Source organism: Paenibacillus sp. Y660 (assembly GCF_057221575.1).
On record NZ_JBXBBJ010000052.1, the window covers coordinates 1 to 14,844 of the forward strand.

General features: G+C 45.6%; 11 protein-coding genes and 1 pseudogene. 8 read left to right on the forward strand and 4 right to left on the reverse strand.

The window, feature by feature from the left end:
* Nucleotides 1-156: 156 nt before the first annotated feature.
* A pseudogene (locus AC2TDN_RS25865) lies at nucleotides 157-417 on the forward strand (GNAT family N-acetyltransferase); the annotation flags it as partial.
* Between the two features lie 258 nt (nucleotides 418-675).
* Here the strand turns inward: AC2TDN_RS25865 and AC2TDN_RS25870 are convergent.
* Nucleotides 676-1,065: a DUF3888 domain-containing protein gene (locus AC2TDN_RS25870; RefSeq protein ID WP_482069647.1), complete on the reverse strand. Its 390-nt coding sequence runs from the start codon at nucleotides 1,063-1,065 to the stop codon at nucleotides 676-678.
* Nucleotides 1,066-1,333: 268 nt separating this feature from the next.
* On the opposite strand from AC2TDN_RS25870, the gene AC2TDN_RS25875 reads away from it, so the two are divergent.
* A complete protein-coding gene (locus AC2TDN_RS25875; protein ID WP_482069648.1) occupies nucleotides 1,334-2,620 on the forward strand; it encodes an IS110 family RNA-guided transposase in 1,287 nt (428 codons plus the stop codon).
* A 644-nt stretch (nucleotides 2,621-3,264) separates the two neighbouring features.
* Here the strand turns inward: AC2TDN_RS25875 and AC2TDN_RS25880 are convergent.
* Nucleotides 3,265-4,716: a SpoVR family protein gene (locus AC2TDN_RS25880; protein WP_484690652.1), complete on the reverse strand. Its 1,452-nt coding sequence runs from the start codon at nucleotides 4,714-4,716 to the stop codon at nucleotides 3,265-3,267.
* A gap of 194 nt (nucleotides 4,717-4,910) precedes the next feature.
* On the opposite strand from AC2TDN_RS25880, the gene AC2TDN_RS25885 reads away from it, so the two are divergent.
* Nucleotides 4,911-6,170, forward strand: a complete 1,260-nt coding sequence (locus tag AC2TDN_RS25885; RefSeq protein ID WP_484690653.1) for an ATP-binding protein — start codon at nucleotides 4,911-4,913, stop codon at nucleotides 6,168-6,170.
* 56 nt (nucleotides 6,171-6,226) lie between these two features.
* Here AC2TDN_RS25885 and AC2TDN_RS25890 read toward each other — a convergent pair whose 3' ends face one another.
* Nucleotides 6,227-7,135, reverse strand: a complete 909-nt coding sequence (locus AC2TDN_RS25890; protein ID WP_482069651.1) for a sensor domain-containing diguanylate cyclase — start codon at nucleotides 7,133-7,135, stop codon at nucleotides 6,227-6,229.
* A 446-nt stretch (nucleotides 7,136-7,581) separates the two neighbouring features.
* Here AC2TDN_RS25890 and AC2TDN_RS25895 point away from each other — a divergent pair, with 446 nt between their 5' ends.
* The 4 genes from AC2TDN_RS25895 to AC2TDN_RS25910 all read left to right on the forward strand — a co-directional run bounded on the left by AC2TDN_RS25895 (nucleotide 7,582) and on the right by AC2TDN_RS25910 (nucleotide 12,888).
* A complete protein-coding gene (locus AC2TDN_RS25895) occupies nucleotides 7,582-8,502 on the forward strand; it encodes an ArsR/SmtB family transcription factor (protein WP_484690654.1) in 921 nt (306 codons plus the stop codon).
* A 166-nt stretch (nucleotides 8,503-8,668) separates the two neighbouring features.
* The gene (locus AC2TDN_RS25900) at nucleotides 8,669-10,399 is read left to right on the forward strand and encodes an ABC transporter ATP-binding protein (RefSeq protein ID WP_484690655.1); all 1,731 of its coding nucleotides are present in this window, start codon (nucleotides 8,669-8,671) and stop codon (nucleotides 10,397-10,399) included.
* Entirely contained in the window at nucleotides 10,392-12,245 is a 1,854-nt protein-coding gene (locus AC2TDN_RS25905) for an ABC transporter ATP-binding protein (protein WP_484690656.1), read from the forward strand. The genes AC2TDN_RS25900 and AC2TDN_RS25905 overlap by 8 nt, the downstream gene beginning before the upstream one ends.
* Before the next feature lie 79 nt (nucleotides 12,246-12,324).
* The gene (locus AC2TDN_RS25910) at nucleotides 12,325-12,888 is read left to right on the forward strand and encodes a YkvA family protein (RefSeq protein ID WP_482069655.1); all 564 of its coding nucleotides are present in this window, start codon (nucleotides 12,325-12,327) and stop codon (nucleotides 12,886-12,888) included.
* A gap of 66 nt (nucleotides 12,889-12,954) precedes the next feature.
* Here AC2TDN_RS25910 and glsA read toward each other — a convergent pair whose 3' ends face one another.
* Nucleotides 12,955-13,896: a glutaminase A gene (gene glsA / locus AC2TDN_RS25915; protein ID WP_484690658.1), complete on the reverse strand. Its 942-nt coding sequence runs from the start codon at nucleotides 13,894-13,896 to the stop codon at nucleotides 12,955-12,957.
* A 131-nt stretch (nucleotides 13,897-14,027) separates the two neighbouring features.
* Here glsA and AC2TDN_RS25920 point away from each other — a divergent pair.
* A partial coding sequence (locus tag AC2TDN_RS25920) for an IS1380 family transposase (RefSeq protein ID WP_484690659.1) occupies nucleotides 14,028-14,844 on the forward strand: 817 nt, incomplete at its 3' end.

The following is a 14,844-nucleotide window of genomic DNA, read 5'->3' on the forward strand; positions in this document are numbered from 1 at the left end:
CATATCCTTAATTTGTTCCCATTGTTCATCGCTTAGTTCATACCGTCTTTGAATCATGATTGATGCTCCAATCGTTTTTCTCAAATCATATCACAAAATTCTTTAGTTTTCAGACACATCCTAAATAAACTCGATTAATATAGGATCACGCGGCGATTGCACACTCTCTGTTGGAATTGGGTAGAGGTTGATATTCTTTGGATAGAAAAATCTCTTCGAGGGATGGGTTACGGTACCCGCCTGTTATATCTTATTGAGAATATCGCTAAAGAAAAAAGCTGTACGTTTATTAAGCTAAATACCTTCAGTTTTCAAGCACCTGAGTTTTATTTAAAGAATGGTTACAACCAAGTTGCAGTATTTGAAGAAGCTCCAATCGGGAGTAAGCATTATTACTTCAAGAAAACTATTGTTTGATGTGTCAGAACTGAATCGATACTGAACTAACGGCAGTTTACAAAAGATTACGCTAACGAACGAAAGCGTTAGTTGAATAAGTATTAAGAAAATAAGGTATTTGACATATTATTCATGACCAATATGTTCGAATAGCTTAATTTATTGATTTTTTTGAAATCAGCTCTTGATAAACTGTGAAAATAAAGTTGTAGACTAGAAATATAAAGTTTTAGACTGACGGTGCTTCATTAACTAACGAGCAGATTAACGAAACCTTTATAGGTCCTTGATATGCTTGAAACTCAGTAATTTGGGGTTTCCACCGCCCACTTCTACTTTCACTTCATCAATTCCGTAAGAAATGTGTGGTCCATAATAAGTATTGATTCTTAAAGTGATTTCGTACGCACCACCGATACCGTACAATTGCTTCACTTTCGTAATTTCGGTGTCCCATGCTGCCCATGTGGGCTGTTTTGTATATAGTTCTTCAATGGCTTTGTCAATGGTGGGACGAAGGCTGTTTATTAAAGCATATTTAATTGTTTCACAAAAGTCAGTATCTGCTTCAACAATAGGAGCAACATCTTCATTCTGTGGCGCTGAAAAAACAGCAGTTGTAAGGCTAAAGAGCAGTACACATGCAACAAGAGTATTTTTTATCAAAATTAGAACCCTCACATATTTTTTAGTTTAGTTGTTAGTCGTTCCCATTAATGCCCCGAATTACACAATTTTGAATCGTCGAAGGGGAGTTGTTCGCTCTGCTCACTCGAAATGATTCAATTTCCTCACTCAGACTCATGAATTCGCAGGATTTCACCCTAAGATAAATAGGAACATTCCTGTTGAGGCTAAGAAATAGCCTTTGTCAAAAAAGGAGCGCCTCGGTATGATGGGTTTGTCGACAACACATCAAGGAGGCGCTCTTACTATGAAGTTTAAGCAATCAGACGCACAAAATCAACGGATTGAACGAATTACCACCTCGCATCTCGTCGTAGGGATCGACATGGCCAAAGAAACTCACGTGGCACAGTCCACAAATTTCCGAGGAATCGTCATTTCAAAACGACATCTCTCGTTTTCGAATTCTATCGAAGGTTTTGAAAAATTAAGCCGCTGGATAACTGAATTACAGCAGAAACATCGATTAAAGAGGCTCATCATCGGCATGGAGCCAACCGGTCATTACTGGTTTAACCTGGCAAACTGGTTATCAGATAAGGGATTACACGTGGTTATGGTTAACCCTGCTACGACGAAGCGTAATAAAGAAAATCGAGATAACAGTCCATCAAAGAACGACCCCAAAGATGCACTTGTCATCGCAGATTCAGTAAGTCGAGGCTTTTACTATGAGTACACGCGTCAATCGCTTGTGTTTCAACGCTTACGGACCATAATGAGTGATCGCGAATTCTGGGTGTCGAACAGTGTACGCCTGCAGAATCGAATCATACGCTGGTTGGACATTCGCTTTCCTGAGTATCCATCCGTATTCAAAGATTGGACCTGTAAGCGATCATTGGCGACTCTCAAGACATTCCCTTGCCCACGAGATTTGGAGACGTATACTGTACAGGACATCATCAATGCTTGGCGAGTCCATATGCAGCGCGCTGGGGGTTCTATGGGGATTGAGAAGGCTGCACAGCTCATCGCTCACGCTAAACGCAGTGTCGGAGATCGAACCGCATTAGAAGAATCGAAGGCAGATTTAATACGGCTCATTCAAGAATATGAACGAGTTACCACCATGCTTGAACAGATTGAAGAGGACATCGAAGCTCTGCTTTCTGAGATTCCTATGGCGCAGCAGCTTCGCACCATAAAAGGTCTCGGGAAGATCTTCACCGCGGCCATACTAGCAGGCACAGGAGATTTAAGACAGTATGCGCATGGACGTCAGGTATTACGGAAAGCTGGCCTAAATTTGGCTGAAAGTACGTCAGGAAAGCGAAAAGGACGAATTGTTCTTTCGAAACGAGGAGACTCCGCCTTGCGAAAATACCTCTATCTCGCGACGGTTCAACTCGTTTGGAATAACCCCGTGTTCCGCCATCTGCATGAGCATAATGTGCAAGAAAAGAAGATGAAAAAGCAGCAATCCATATTTAAGTTAATAGGAAAGCTGGCACGAATTCTAGTTGGTATTGTTCAACGAGGAGAAACGTTCACGCCAGAGAAAACCGTCGTTGCATGGGCAGAAGCAGCTTAAGTTTAGAAGTAATCACGTATATTGACTCATTCGCAGGATTTCAAAAAGAAAACACGGAGGACCGAGTTCGTTACCCATAAGGGCTCAGACCCATCCGCTAAACGCTATCGGTCTCCACACCTTGGACAGGTATAACGAAGGAATGTAAGGGCAGTGACCCGTTGAGATTTGGGAGGGTGAACCTCCAGGGATCATGTGGAGTATGCGTGCAGTAGAGTTAGCCTGGGGAATATTTCCTGAGTATTCCTCTATTTCCGCATGCCCAGCCCACCACCTCAACCGGCAGCAACTGCGTTGCTTCCTGAGATGGACTTGATCCAAGATGACGAAATCCTGCGAATGAGTGAGTATATGTGAGATAAACCCTTAAAACCGAGGGACGGGAAACGTTAGTTCAACGAACTATGTGGAGCATTTTGTATTCGATAGCAGTTCTATTTCTTCATTACTTATGAGTGTTTTTAGTCTTGCAGAAAAGGACTCTTTGTAGTGAGAATGTACTTAGAAAATATTCTGTATTTAAGGGGAAGCGACCCCCTTCGACCCCTACCAGGAAAAGCCCGACCTTTAGAAGGTCGAGCTTTTTAAAATTATCTTTTTATTGAAAACAGATAATATAAAGATGAAAGTGAAAATAGCAATGTCTAAACGAACTTCCGACTAGTCTTCTTCCCATCACAGCTAAATACGATCTTTTTATCCTCGACGAATGTTTCGAGATGAACGTTTTTCCCCCAAAGCTGAACAACATGAGGCAGGGTTCGTTCCACATATTTGAGATCTAGTTCCATGCCCTCATATTCGTGTATGAGATAGAGCTCACCCACACGATTAAAATCCCCATCCTTAACCATCAGGCTAGGAAACCCGCCGTTGACTTTAGAATAAACAAGCTGATCACGGATATTCTCCCAAGACTTATCCGTAATTTTCCACTCGGGCCCTTTTTTCTCGAAAATGTACAGATCCAGATCATTGACCAAATCCTTAGTCAGGTAGTTGCGGAGGAAGGAGATGTCCGAATCCAACTCGCGAACCTCGAACATTTTTTCTCTGCCTTTTCCGGGCACACGTCCAAAGCGTGCCTGTTCTTCTTTGGTAGGGTTATCGAAACGCTTTTCGATATCCTCAAATATCTTAAGTCCCAAATAGTAAGGATTCAAGCTATGCCGAGACGGCTGAACGACGGAGGAGTTGAGCTTGGCGAACTCAATCGTTTCGTCGCTAGTGAGATCAAGCTCACGAATGATTCGCTGATGCCAATAGGAAGCCCAGCCCTCATTCATGATCTTTGTCTCAATTTGCGGCCAGAAGTAGAGCATCTCATCGCGCAGCATAGAAAGGATATCCCGCTGCCAATCCTGTAGAGTTGGCGAGTATTCCTCAATAAACCACACGACATCTTTCTCAGGGCGTGGCGGGAATCGTTTGGCGTCAGCAGCTTGCGATTGAGCAGCGGATGCAGCGGCAGCCGTACGATCGGGATCAAGATTCCAAAGATCGTCATACTGCGAAGCAGGGATATTCCATTCGGAGCGCTCACTGTCTTTTTGAACCATTTCAATGTAGCGTTTCTTATCTAATTGATAAGGTTTAATGAGCGTAGGGTCGACATGCTCTTGAATAGCGAGAATAGCATCAATAAATTTCTCAACGGCATCCGTGCCGTAGTCCATTTCATATTGATGAATGCGCTCGGCAGTAGCAGACATGCTCTCCACCATGTTGCGGTTGGTCACACCGAAGCGGGCATTATTTTTGAAAAAATCGCAATGTGCCAGTACATGGGCGACGATAAGCTTATTTTGGATCAAGGAATTGCCATCAAGAAGGAAAGCATAGCAGGGGTTGGAGTTGATGACGAGCTCATAAATTTTGCTTAGTCCAAAATCGTACTGCATCTTCATCTTGTTAAAGGTTTTGCCAAAGCTCCAATGACTGAAGCGGGTCGGCATACCGTACGCACCAAACGTATAAATGATATCCGCAGGGCAAATCTCGTATCTCATTTGGTAAAAGTCGAGCCCAAAGCCTTGCGCGATTTCCGTTATTTCATCGATGGATCGCTCCAGCGCGCGAATCTCATCCTGATTCATTCGTCATCCCTCCGCATTCGGAAAATACGATTCATACCATGTGTATGAAGGAGTGGCCAAGGTTATGACAACAATAAAAAAATGATTCTAAAAAGCAATTAGCAAAGGTAAATGCAGAATGATGTCGAATACTTGTAGAATAAAGTCACATTTTGACAAAAAAACTTCAATTTCAGTAAGGAAGGAACTTCAGCTTGATCCAAATCTTACTTTTACCCGTCATCCATGGATTACTTTATATTATTGCGGCTTGCTTGCTATTCCTCGTCGTTTCGCCTAAGTTTTTGTTTCAAAGCAAACGGCGCAATCTGTTTTTCGTAATCATTCTTATCGTTTTGAGCTTTATCTATCTCGGACTAGAGCAGCAAAACCCCGTTGTCTACGCGTTGCATCTTACTCCTCTCTCGATAGCGCTGGCAGCTCTGTTTGAGGGGGTCATTCCTGGCGTTGCGACATGGGTAGCATTCGTCTTTTGCGGCATCTTTATTGTAGGTACCGACTGGCTTCCCACCATTTTGGCATGCTCCATACTTTTAGCGCTTGGCTTGATTCTGCACGATCGCCTTGAAGACGCCTCACTGCGCCGAATGTCCTTATTGTCGGCAGTACTCGTCGCGGTTCATTTAGGTATATATCTATCTGCCCTATGGATGCAAGGCAAGATATTCCCTTTTCAAATGACCATTACAATCGTCCTCATAACGCTAGTTTCCTCTCAGCTCACGAGCTATATCTATTTCTATGTCAAGCACCAAGAGAGATTACAGAGCGAGCTCATTTTATCAGAAAAGTATCAATTAATCGGCCAGATGGCCGCATCCATTTCTCATGAAATACGCAACCCGCTGACAACGACAAGAGGTTTTTTGCAATTGATGAGTAAGGAGGATCTGAGCAAAGAAGCGTTCGAGCGTTACCGCACCTATGCTTTTGAGGGAATTGACCATGCGAATAGCATCATTACCGATTATTTGAATTTCTCCAAACCGAATTTAGAGGAGCCGAAGCTGCTTAATGTAAAAGAAGAAGTAGACGGAATCGTTCAATGGCTTCAGCCGTTTTCAGTCCTTTCTAACATTTCAGTAGAAATCCATCACATGAGGGTTGAACCGATGTATATTATGGGCGAGCCGAAGAAATTTCAACAATGCTTGCTTAATGTTATGAAAAATGCGATCGAATCGATGTCTAGCGGTGGCGTATTATCGGTACATACTCGGCTGGAGCAGGGGGAAGTCCAAATTCTCATACGAGATACGGGAATTGGGATGAGCAGCAAGCAGGTGAAAAGGCTGGGCAATCCGTATTTTACAACGAAGGAGAGCGGTACAGGGCTTGGATTAATGGTCGTAATAAGCTTGGTTAAAGCGATGAATGGCAAAATCCATTTCAGAAGCAAGCCGAATGAGGGAACGATTTGCGAAATGCATTTTGAACTCGCGCTGAAACGTTAAAGAACCCTTGAAGGGCCGCCGCTTGGAGTGTTATTTCCGAGTTGGGACAGGCTTTTTCAAAGGTTTTTTTCATTTTGCTTAATGCCGTACATCGCTTGGTCAGCATCTCTTATCAGATCTTTTAGGCTGTTGCCTGTGCCATGAGTTTGGCTAATGCCGATGCTTGCGGAAATATGAATGGTCTTCCCGTTGATGGAGAATGGCTTTTTGATCGATTCATTAATTTCTCCGGCGACCCTATCAATATCATGGTTATCAACCAAATGCTGAAAGCAAATTAAGAACTCATCTCCGCCATACCTGACCAGGGTATCGGTTTTTCGTACGCCTTGCTGAAGCCTAACGGCAATTTGGAGCAGAAGCAGGTCGCCAAAGTCGTGGCCAAAAGAATCGTTGACCTCCTTGAAGTCATCGATGTCAATGAATATCACGCTAAACTGCTTGTCCGAGTCGCTGTGATACATATGGGACAAATATCTACGATTATATAAACCAGTCAGGCTATCTGTAACACTCGCATTTTCTAAATCCAGAATGTAACCCAAAAAAACGGCCATAGATTCAAGGAAGCCGAGCTGCCGTTCATCAAACAGAATCGGCTTGCTATGTATGGCGCAAATGGCACCAAACAACTGCTGATCAGCTGTTTTTACAGGAACGCCAACAAATGAGTGTGCGCCAAGCTGCTCGGCATTCGGAAGAGAGGCAGTACGCTGATCGTCTAGGATGTTAGGAATACAAAGAGTGTGTGCGGATTGCCTCAATACGAGGCTGCTATAGCATTTTAGCAATGGAAGCAGGGGATTGTCTTGAATGGAATTTTCATGACTGCCGAATGCTCGAATGATTCTGCTACCCGTATCATCCATGGTCATAACGATTAATGTATCTACTTGAAGATAGTGCTTCAGGGTGTCAATTATATGGTCGGCCGCATCTTCTAGTGAGCGTGTAGGACTGCTCATGATCTCAACTCCTGCCGTATGGTTGAAACATTGGAATTACCTTATAGTTCCATAGTAGTCTATAAAGAGGACTAACTCAAGGAACAAATGAAGTTTATTAGGATATTTGAACTATTTTTTCTGCTGAATTCAATCCTATACGGCTTAAAAAAGTACTATTCACATCCATTGCAAATGAATTAATGATATAGTTAATTCGTTGTCGCAAAATTAATACTTGAATTAATCTATCGCTTATAGTTAAATGTTAATGAGTGTGCAGATTAACGATTAACTTACTAATTAATGATTACATTAACTTAATGATGAAGTAATGAGCGTGGCTAACAAAGCATCAATGATCGTGGATTAAGCTATAGGTGAAGCAATCAGGGTATCACGAAGCCGCATTTGCGGCTTTTGGGATGCCCTTCATTTATTATAGAATAGAGATAGGGGGGATACCGATGATACATGCCAATACGGATGAGGCTTGGCTGCCGTTATATGAAGCTTTGGCTAGCCCAGTCAGGCTATCCATTATTAATCAGCTGGCTACGAACATGATGAATGTGAAGGAGCTGGCGGAGTCGGTCGGTCTAAGCAGCGCCATTGTAACCATGCATATACGCAAGCTCGAAAAAGCGGGTATCGTGCAGACGAAGATGGTTCGCAAGGACGGAGGGACGCACAAGATTTGCTCGCTTGCGGAGCGTTCCATTGCAATCGAGCTGCCGCATCCGGCACAGGATGTGAAGAAGGTGCATGATGTCAGCGTGCCAGTGGGCCATTTTACACAGTTTGAAGTGTTTCCGACCTGCGGCATCGCCACAGTAGACAAGCTGATCGGGCAGTTTGATGATCCGCGCTTCTTCTTGGAGCCGGAACGAATGAACGCCGGTATTTTATGGTTAGGAAAAGGCTACGTCGAGTACAAGGTCCCTAACTATTTGCTCTCGGGGCAGCGTCCCGTAGCGCTGGAAATTACGCTTGAGCTCGGCTCGGAAGCGCCTGGCGTAAATGAGAACTGGCCGTCAGATATTAACTTTTCACTGAATGGGATGGATATCGGCATGTGGACGAGCCCTGGCGACTATGGCGAGGTGCGGGGACGGTTCTCGCCAGCTTGGTGGGGAGATCGCGTCAACCAATACGGGCTGCTGAAGGTCATTCGCATTCAAGAGGATGGCACGCTGATCGACGGTCAGCATATGTCAACCATCGGAATCGGAGAGATTGGGCTTGACCGCAACTTCTGGACTTTTCGCATTGGCGTAAGGGAGGATGCTGTGCACGTTGGGGGCTTGACCATATATGGCAAAGGGTTCGGCAATTACAATCATGACATCATGTTCCGGGTGTTTTATGAGGATGCGCGCGGCGTTTAATGCAGCTTAGCTGTTATTTACAAGCGCGCTTGTCCTCGCAATATCTTCGATTTCGAATTTCCTCTTTTCTATCTGTATGGTTAGGTTGTGTATGCCAATTTCTGTTTCAAGAAGATATAATGAGTATAATAGCTAGATTAAGCCTTTTTTACTCGGAGGAACAAAGATGCTGACCATGTTCGCCTTTCTCAAAAAATACCGTTTTACCGCCTATGTCGCTCTACTTCTCATGCTGACCGAGCTGATGGTAGAGCTGCTGCAGCCGTATATTATTTCCAAAATGATCGACGATGGAATCGGGAAAGACAATTTAACCGTAGTGCTTCAGTGGGGCGGCTTCTTAATTGGCTGCTCGATCGCAGCTTTTGCAGCAGGCATTCTCAGCTCCTTTTACGCCTCTCATGTCAGCCAAAGCTTTGGATTTGATTTGAGAGAGCGGCTTTATGACAAAGTGCAATCGTTCTCATTTGCCAATTTTAATCGTTTCCCGGAATCCTCGCTTATTACAAGACTAACTAACGACGTCACACAGCTGCAAAATACAGTGTTTATGGGACTGCGCATTATGCTCCGCGCTCCGCTGCTCGTAATCGGAAGCATCGTGATGGCGTTTATCGTACAGCCGAGCCTGGCGATTTGGCTTGCTATAGCAATTCCATTTCTAGCGATATTTCTACTCTGGGTGCTTAAGAAGGGAGAGCGATTATTTCGTTCTGTACAGCAGCAGCTGGATCAAGTGAATGGCGTCATGCAGCAAAATTTGATCGGGATGCGAATCATTCGTGTGTTTGTCCGTATGCGGCATGAGTCAGGGCGTTTTGCCCGCTCGAGCGAGCAGTTGATGGACCGCACTGTTGCGGCGCTGCGCTTGACGGAGGCTACAATGCCAATTGTCTTGCTTGTCTTGAACGCGAGCGTTATGGCGGTGCTTTGGTTCGGCCGAATCGAGCTGGATACAAACGGAGCAACCGTAGGTGAAGTAATTGCCATCGTCAACTATGCGACCAGAACGATTGGAGCCATGTCGATTATGTCCATGATTGTAGTCAACTTCTCAAGGGCGCGCGCTTCTGCGCAAAGAATTGAAGAGGTTATTTTGACTGATATCGACTTGACAGACTCTACGGACAGCGATGAAAAGGCAAAGCTTCATAGCGGCAGCGTTTCTTTTGAGAAGGTTTCGTTTCAATATCCCGATTCTGACGAGCTCGTATTGCAACAAATATCTTTCCAGGCAAAGCCAGGCGAGACGATTGCGATCATGGGAGCGACAGGCTCTGGAAAGTCCTCGCTTATTCAGCTTATTCCGCGGCTATATGATGTACAAGCGGGCGAGATTCGCGTAGATGGGATAGATAATCGGATGCTGAAGCTGGGCCAGCTGCGCAAGCAAATTGGATATGTTCCTCAAGAAATCATGCTGTTTACCGGCACCGTGGAGGAGAATATCCGCTGGGGCAAAGTGGATGCTACGCTCGAAGAAATTATGGAGGCTGCCAAGCTGGCGCAAATTCATGACACGATTATGAAGCTGCCGGAGCAGTATGAGACCATCGTTGGGCAAAAAGGCGTTAATCTATCAGGCGGACAGAAGCAGCGCCTCACTATTGCGAGAGCTCTCGTAAGGAAGCCTGTTATCTTGCTGCTTGATGACAGCACGAGCGCCTTGGATGTGCAGACGGAAGCCAAGCTGCTTCAGGCGCTGAAACAAATGAAATGTACGACCTTCCTCGTCACGCAAAAAATAAGCTCCACCGCATCGGCTGACTCCATCCTCTTGCTGGACGATGGTCAATTGCTAGCGCAGGGCAAGCATGAACAGCTGACTAGGGAATCAATCCTATATCAAAAAATTTACGAATCACAGTTCGGGAAGGAAGGTGTATCCCGTGCTTAGTTCATTAAAGGAACCTTTCCAGTATCGCAGACCCGAAGCTGCTGCCGAGGCGGCAGTAGAAGGACAGACAGCAGGGGGCAAAGGCAAACGTAAGCCTAGAGCCAAAAACACCTCACAAACGCTGAAGCAAATGTGGAGCTATCTAATTGCTTACAAAGGCAGGTTAGCTGCTGTCATTGTCATGGTTATGCTAAGCTCAGCTTTTTCGCTTCTTGGCCCTTATTTGGCAGGAACGGCGATTGATCATTTTTTGATAAATAGGGACAGCGGTTTTGTAGTCTTTCTGATCGGGATGGCTGTTGTCTATGCGCTTCATTCCGTTACAATGTGGCTGCAAAGCATTTGGATGATCACGATTTCGCAGAAAACGGTATATCTAATGCGGGTTCAATTGTTTGAGCATTTGCACCGGCTGCCGATTCCTTATTTCAGCAAGCGTCAGCATGGGGAACTCATGAGCCGTGTAACGAACGACATTGAAAATGTAAGCTCATCTCTAAATAGCTCGGTCATTCAAGTGTTTTCAAGCGTGCTTCTGCTCATTGGTACCGTTAGCGTCATGCTGTCGCTCAGTCCGCTTTTAACTTTGCTTTCCTTTCTCGTTGTACCGCTCATGCTCCTTGGCATGAAATGGATTACGAAGCAAACGGGACGGCTATTCAAGGCTCAGCAGCGCAATCTTGGCGATCTGAATGGATATATAGAAGAGACGTTGTCCGGACAGCGTATCGTGAAGGCCTTTTCTCAGGAGCAGACGGTTATTGCCGCGTTCAAAGAGCGCAATGAGCGCATTCGCGTGTCAGGCTTCTGGGCGCAGACAATATCGGGGTTTATTCCGAAGCTGATGAACGCGCTTAACAATTTAAGCTTTGCTATTATTGCCGGGATCGGCGCGATCTTTGTGCTGAATGATGCCATTACGGTCGGTGTCATCGTTATTTTCGCAGAGTATTCAAGGCAGTTTACGCGGCCGCTTAATGACCTTGCAAATCAGTGGAATACGCTGCTATCGGCGGTTGCCGGCGCGGAGCGGGTGTTCGACGTGCTTGGCGAGGAAGAGGAGCGCAAGGATGAAGGCGCTGCTAGCGAGCTGGCTGAAGTCAAAGGCACAGTCATATTCGATCATGTTACGTTCGCATATGAGGGACGCACGGCTACGATTAACGATGTAACCTTCAGTGTGTCTCCCGGAGAGACGATTGCGCTGGTTGGTCCGACGGGAGCGGGCAAGACGACGCTTATTCAGCTGCTGTGCCGCTTCTATGATCCAAGCTCAGGCAGCATCTTGATCGACGGGCATGACAGCCGGGAGCTTAAACGTGAAAATTTACGCTCGCATATGGCATTCGTAATGCAGGATCCCTTTCTTTTCGAGGGGACAATCCGCGATAATATTCGTTATGGCAAGCTTGACGCGACCGATGCAGAGGTAGAGCAGGCGGCGAGGCTTGCGAATGCGCATTCTTTTATCAAGCGCCTTAAGGATGGTTACAACGCTATTCTCAAGCCGGACGGCAGCGGTATCAGCCAAGGACAGAAGCAATTGCTTGCAATTGCAAGAGCTATACTTGCCAATCCTTCCATACTTGTGCTGGACGAGGCTACCAGCAGCATCGATACCGTCACTGAAATTAAAATTCAGGAAGCGCTGCAGCGGCTTATGCATGGCAGGACCAGCTTCGTTATTGCCCATCGGCTGAATACCATTCAGCAAGCGGATCAAATTGTAGTGCTGCAGGATGGCGCGATCATTGAGAAAGGGTCCCATGCGAAGCTATTGGAGCAGAAGGGCTTCTATAGCTCGCTCGTCAATGGCCAGATGAATAATGGGTTGCTGGTCGAATAAACGTTCATCAGCGGCTTAATATTGCAACTATTTATAAGTAGTTGGAGTATTAGTAGATATAAACAAGGAGGTGGGAAGTATGACTATTGCCCAGTGCGCAAGCTGTGGACACAACAACGATATCGATTCGTCATTGCTCATGGCAGCAGATTGCTCCTCTTGCGGCAAAAAGCTGATTGAAGAAGCCGTTCCCTACGAAGTTTCCCATAAGGAGTTAGAGGCATCCTTGCATTTAAATAAAGACAAAGCGCCAGATGAAGTTGATATCAATCAGTGGGTCGGAAAAATCGGCGACTACGAGAAGCAAACGAAGTATGTGGAGGAGGGCTTCTGGGCGAAGGTGAAGCGGCATGCCGCAAAGGTTCCTTTCGCTAAGGAAGTCGTTACGCTTTATTATTGCTCGGCTGATCCGAAGACGCCGATTGGAACTAAGGTTACGGCAATTGGTGCACTTGCCTATTGGATTTTGCCGATTGATTTGATTCCTGATTTTTTGCCGGTAGCTGGTTTTGTTGACGATGCGACAGCTGTCTGGGTTGCCTATAAGGCGATTAGCGGGCAAATTACGGATGAGCACCGCGAGAAGGCGGAGCAGTTTTTTATTTTGAACAAGAACGTTAAGCTGATCAATCCGCAGCCCTAACGAAAGCATCGAACAAGGAGGACGCCCCCTAAGGACGTCCTCCTTATTTTTTTAAGGAAAGGGATGTCAGAATAAGCTCCAATCAAACTCATGGGACAACGATTCAAGCAGAGCAACCCCAGCGATGCTGTTTCCTTTGCGATTCAGGGACGGACCAACTAAACCGATGCCGAAACGACCAGGCACTAGCGTTAAAATACCGCCGGATACGCCGCTTTTAGCGGGCAAGCCTACTTGAATGGCAAACTCGCCGGAGGCGTTATACATGCCGCAAGTAATCATAAATGTTTTGGCGATTTGCACATAGCGGCGGGGGATAAGCTGTTCTCCGGTTAGCGGATTTTTGCCGTTATGCGCAAGCACCAATGCCATTTGAGCCAAATCGGCGCAGGTGACGCTTACGGAGCAATGGCGGAAATAAACGTCGAGCACATCCTCTACAGAACCCTCGAGCACTCCGTTGTCTTTTAGAAAATAAGCCATGGAACGATTGAGGTTAGCCGTATCGGATTCAGAGCGGTAGACGTCCAGGTCATAGCTCAGCGAGTCATTATTAGAAAGAAGGCGAAGGAAATCGAGTACACGAATGGATTTTTCGGTAGAGCTGGCACCTCCAATTAATGAAGAGATGGCAATTGCGCCGGCATTGATAAGCGGATTAAAAGGAATGCCTGGCTGCACAAGCTCTAGCTTTAGCATAGAGTTAAAATTGTCGCCAGTCGGCTCCATGCCCACTTTGTCAAAGACAGCGTCTTCGCCATTGTCCATAAGCGCTAGAATGAGCGTGAATACTTTGGAAATACTTTGCATGGTAAAAGATATCTCTGCATCTCCAGCTGAAATGGAATGTCCTTTTGCATCGATAATATGAATGCCTAATGCGCCTATTGGTGATTTGGACAGCTCAGGAATGTAAGAGGCAACTTTCCCATAACTGCATTGCTGTCGACTTGATTCAACCCAATGCGGCAGAAGCGCTTGGAGACGATCGATTTCGGTTAATGACATTGTGATGCTCCTTCCGCAGAATGAATTAATAATCTATATACTTATTCTATAATACCTGAATCCGTGATATAAATATCTGATTTTCATAGATTGAAAGAGTATTATGGAGTAAAATAGAGATAACAGCTCGTTTGTTGCTGTTTTCAAAATACACCTATGAGGTGAACTCGGCTAAATTTACACTGGAATCTTCCAATGATTATCTTACTTCGCGTGCCGGGCTCATTCTTATCGGTCAACTGCTTGCCGGTACGCATTTAAATAAACGTCTTAATTTGTCTAAAGCTGGTGAGGCTAGAGTGCCTGACATCTCCCATTCCGATAATGTTCGTGCTTACTTGGGACTGCTCTGCCAAGGTAAAAGCGACTTTGATCATATCGAACCCTTTCGAAAAGATGAGTTTTTCGCTCGCGCTCTAGGCATTCGCAAGCTAACTTCCAGTCCGACCCTGCGTCAACGGTTTGATCAAGCTGCGCCTTCGAGAGAATGGCAACGGATTCTGCTCGAAGAATCCGCGGATTTACTAAAACGAGCCAACGCTCCTTTAACGCCGGTCAAGGTGACCTGCAGCCATGAAGAGGAACGATCTTACATGCCATTGGATATGGATGTTTCGCCCTTTGACCATTCAGGTACGAAGAAAGAAGGGATTTCTCGTACGTACAAAGGCTTTGATGGTTATGCTCCGTTCTTCGCCTACCTCGGCCAGGAAGGTTATGGCGTGAACGTAGAACTACGTGAAGGCAAAACACATGGCCAGAAGGATGCCGATGATTTAATCGATAGGAGCATTCGCTATGCAAGGCGCATCACGGATCTGCCACTGCTGGCTCGCCTAGACGGCGGTAATGACGCAGCAGATAACGTCAATCTCCTTATTGATCAAGAAACCGACTTTATTATTAAACGCAATCCACGTAAAGAATCGAAAGAGCAGTGGTTACAGT

Bases quoted from the DNA above. Each gene is read 5' to 3' on its own strand.
- AC2TDN_RS25895 (WP_484690654.1), top strand. From the start codon at position 7,582: ATGATACATGCCAATACGGATGAGGCTTGGCTGCCGTTATATGAAGCT.
- AC2TDN_RS25880 (WP_484690652.1), bottom strand. From the start codon at position 4,716: ATGAATCAGGATGAGATTCGCGCGCTGGAGCGATCCATCGATGAAATA.
- AC2TDN_RS25875 (WP_482069648.1), top strand. From the start codon at position 1,334: ATGAAGTTTAAGCAATCAGACGCACAAAATCAACGGATTGAACGAATT.
- AC2TDN_RS25900 (WP_484690655.1), top strand. From the start codon at position 8,669: ATGCTGACCATGTTCGCCTTTCTCAAAAAATACCGTTTTACCGCCTAT.
- AC2TDN_RS25890 (WP_482069651.1), bottom strand. From the start codon at position 7,135: ATGAGCAGTCCTACACGCTCACTAGAAGATGCGGCCGACCATATAATT.
- AC2TDN_RS25910 (WP_482069655.1), top strand. From the start codon at position 12,325: ATGACTATTGCCCAGTGCGCAAGCTGTGGACACAACAACGATATCGAT.
- glsA (WP_484690658.1), bottom strand. From the start codon at position 13,896: ATGTCATTAACCGAAATCGATCGTCTCCAAGCGCTTCTGCCGCATTGG.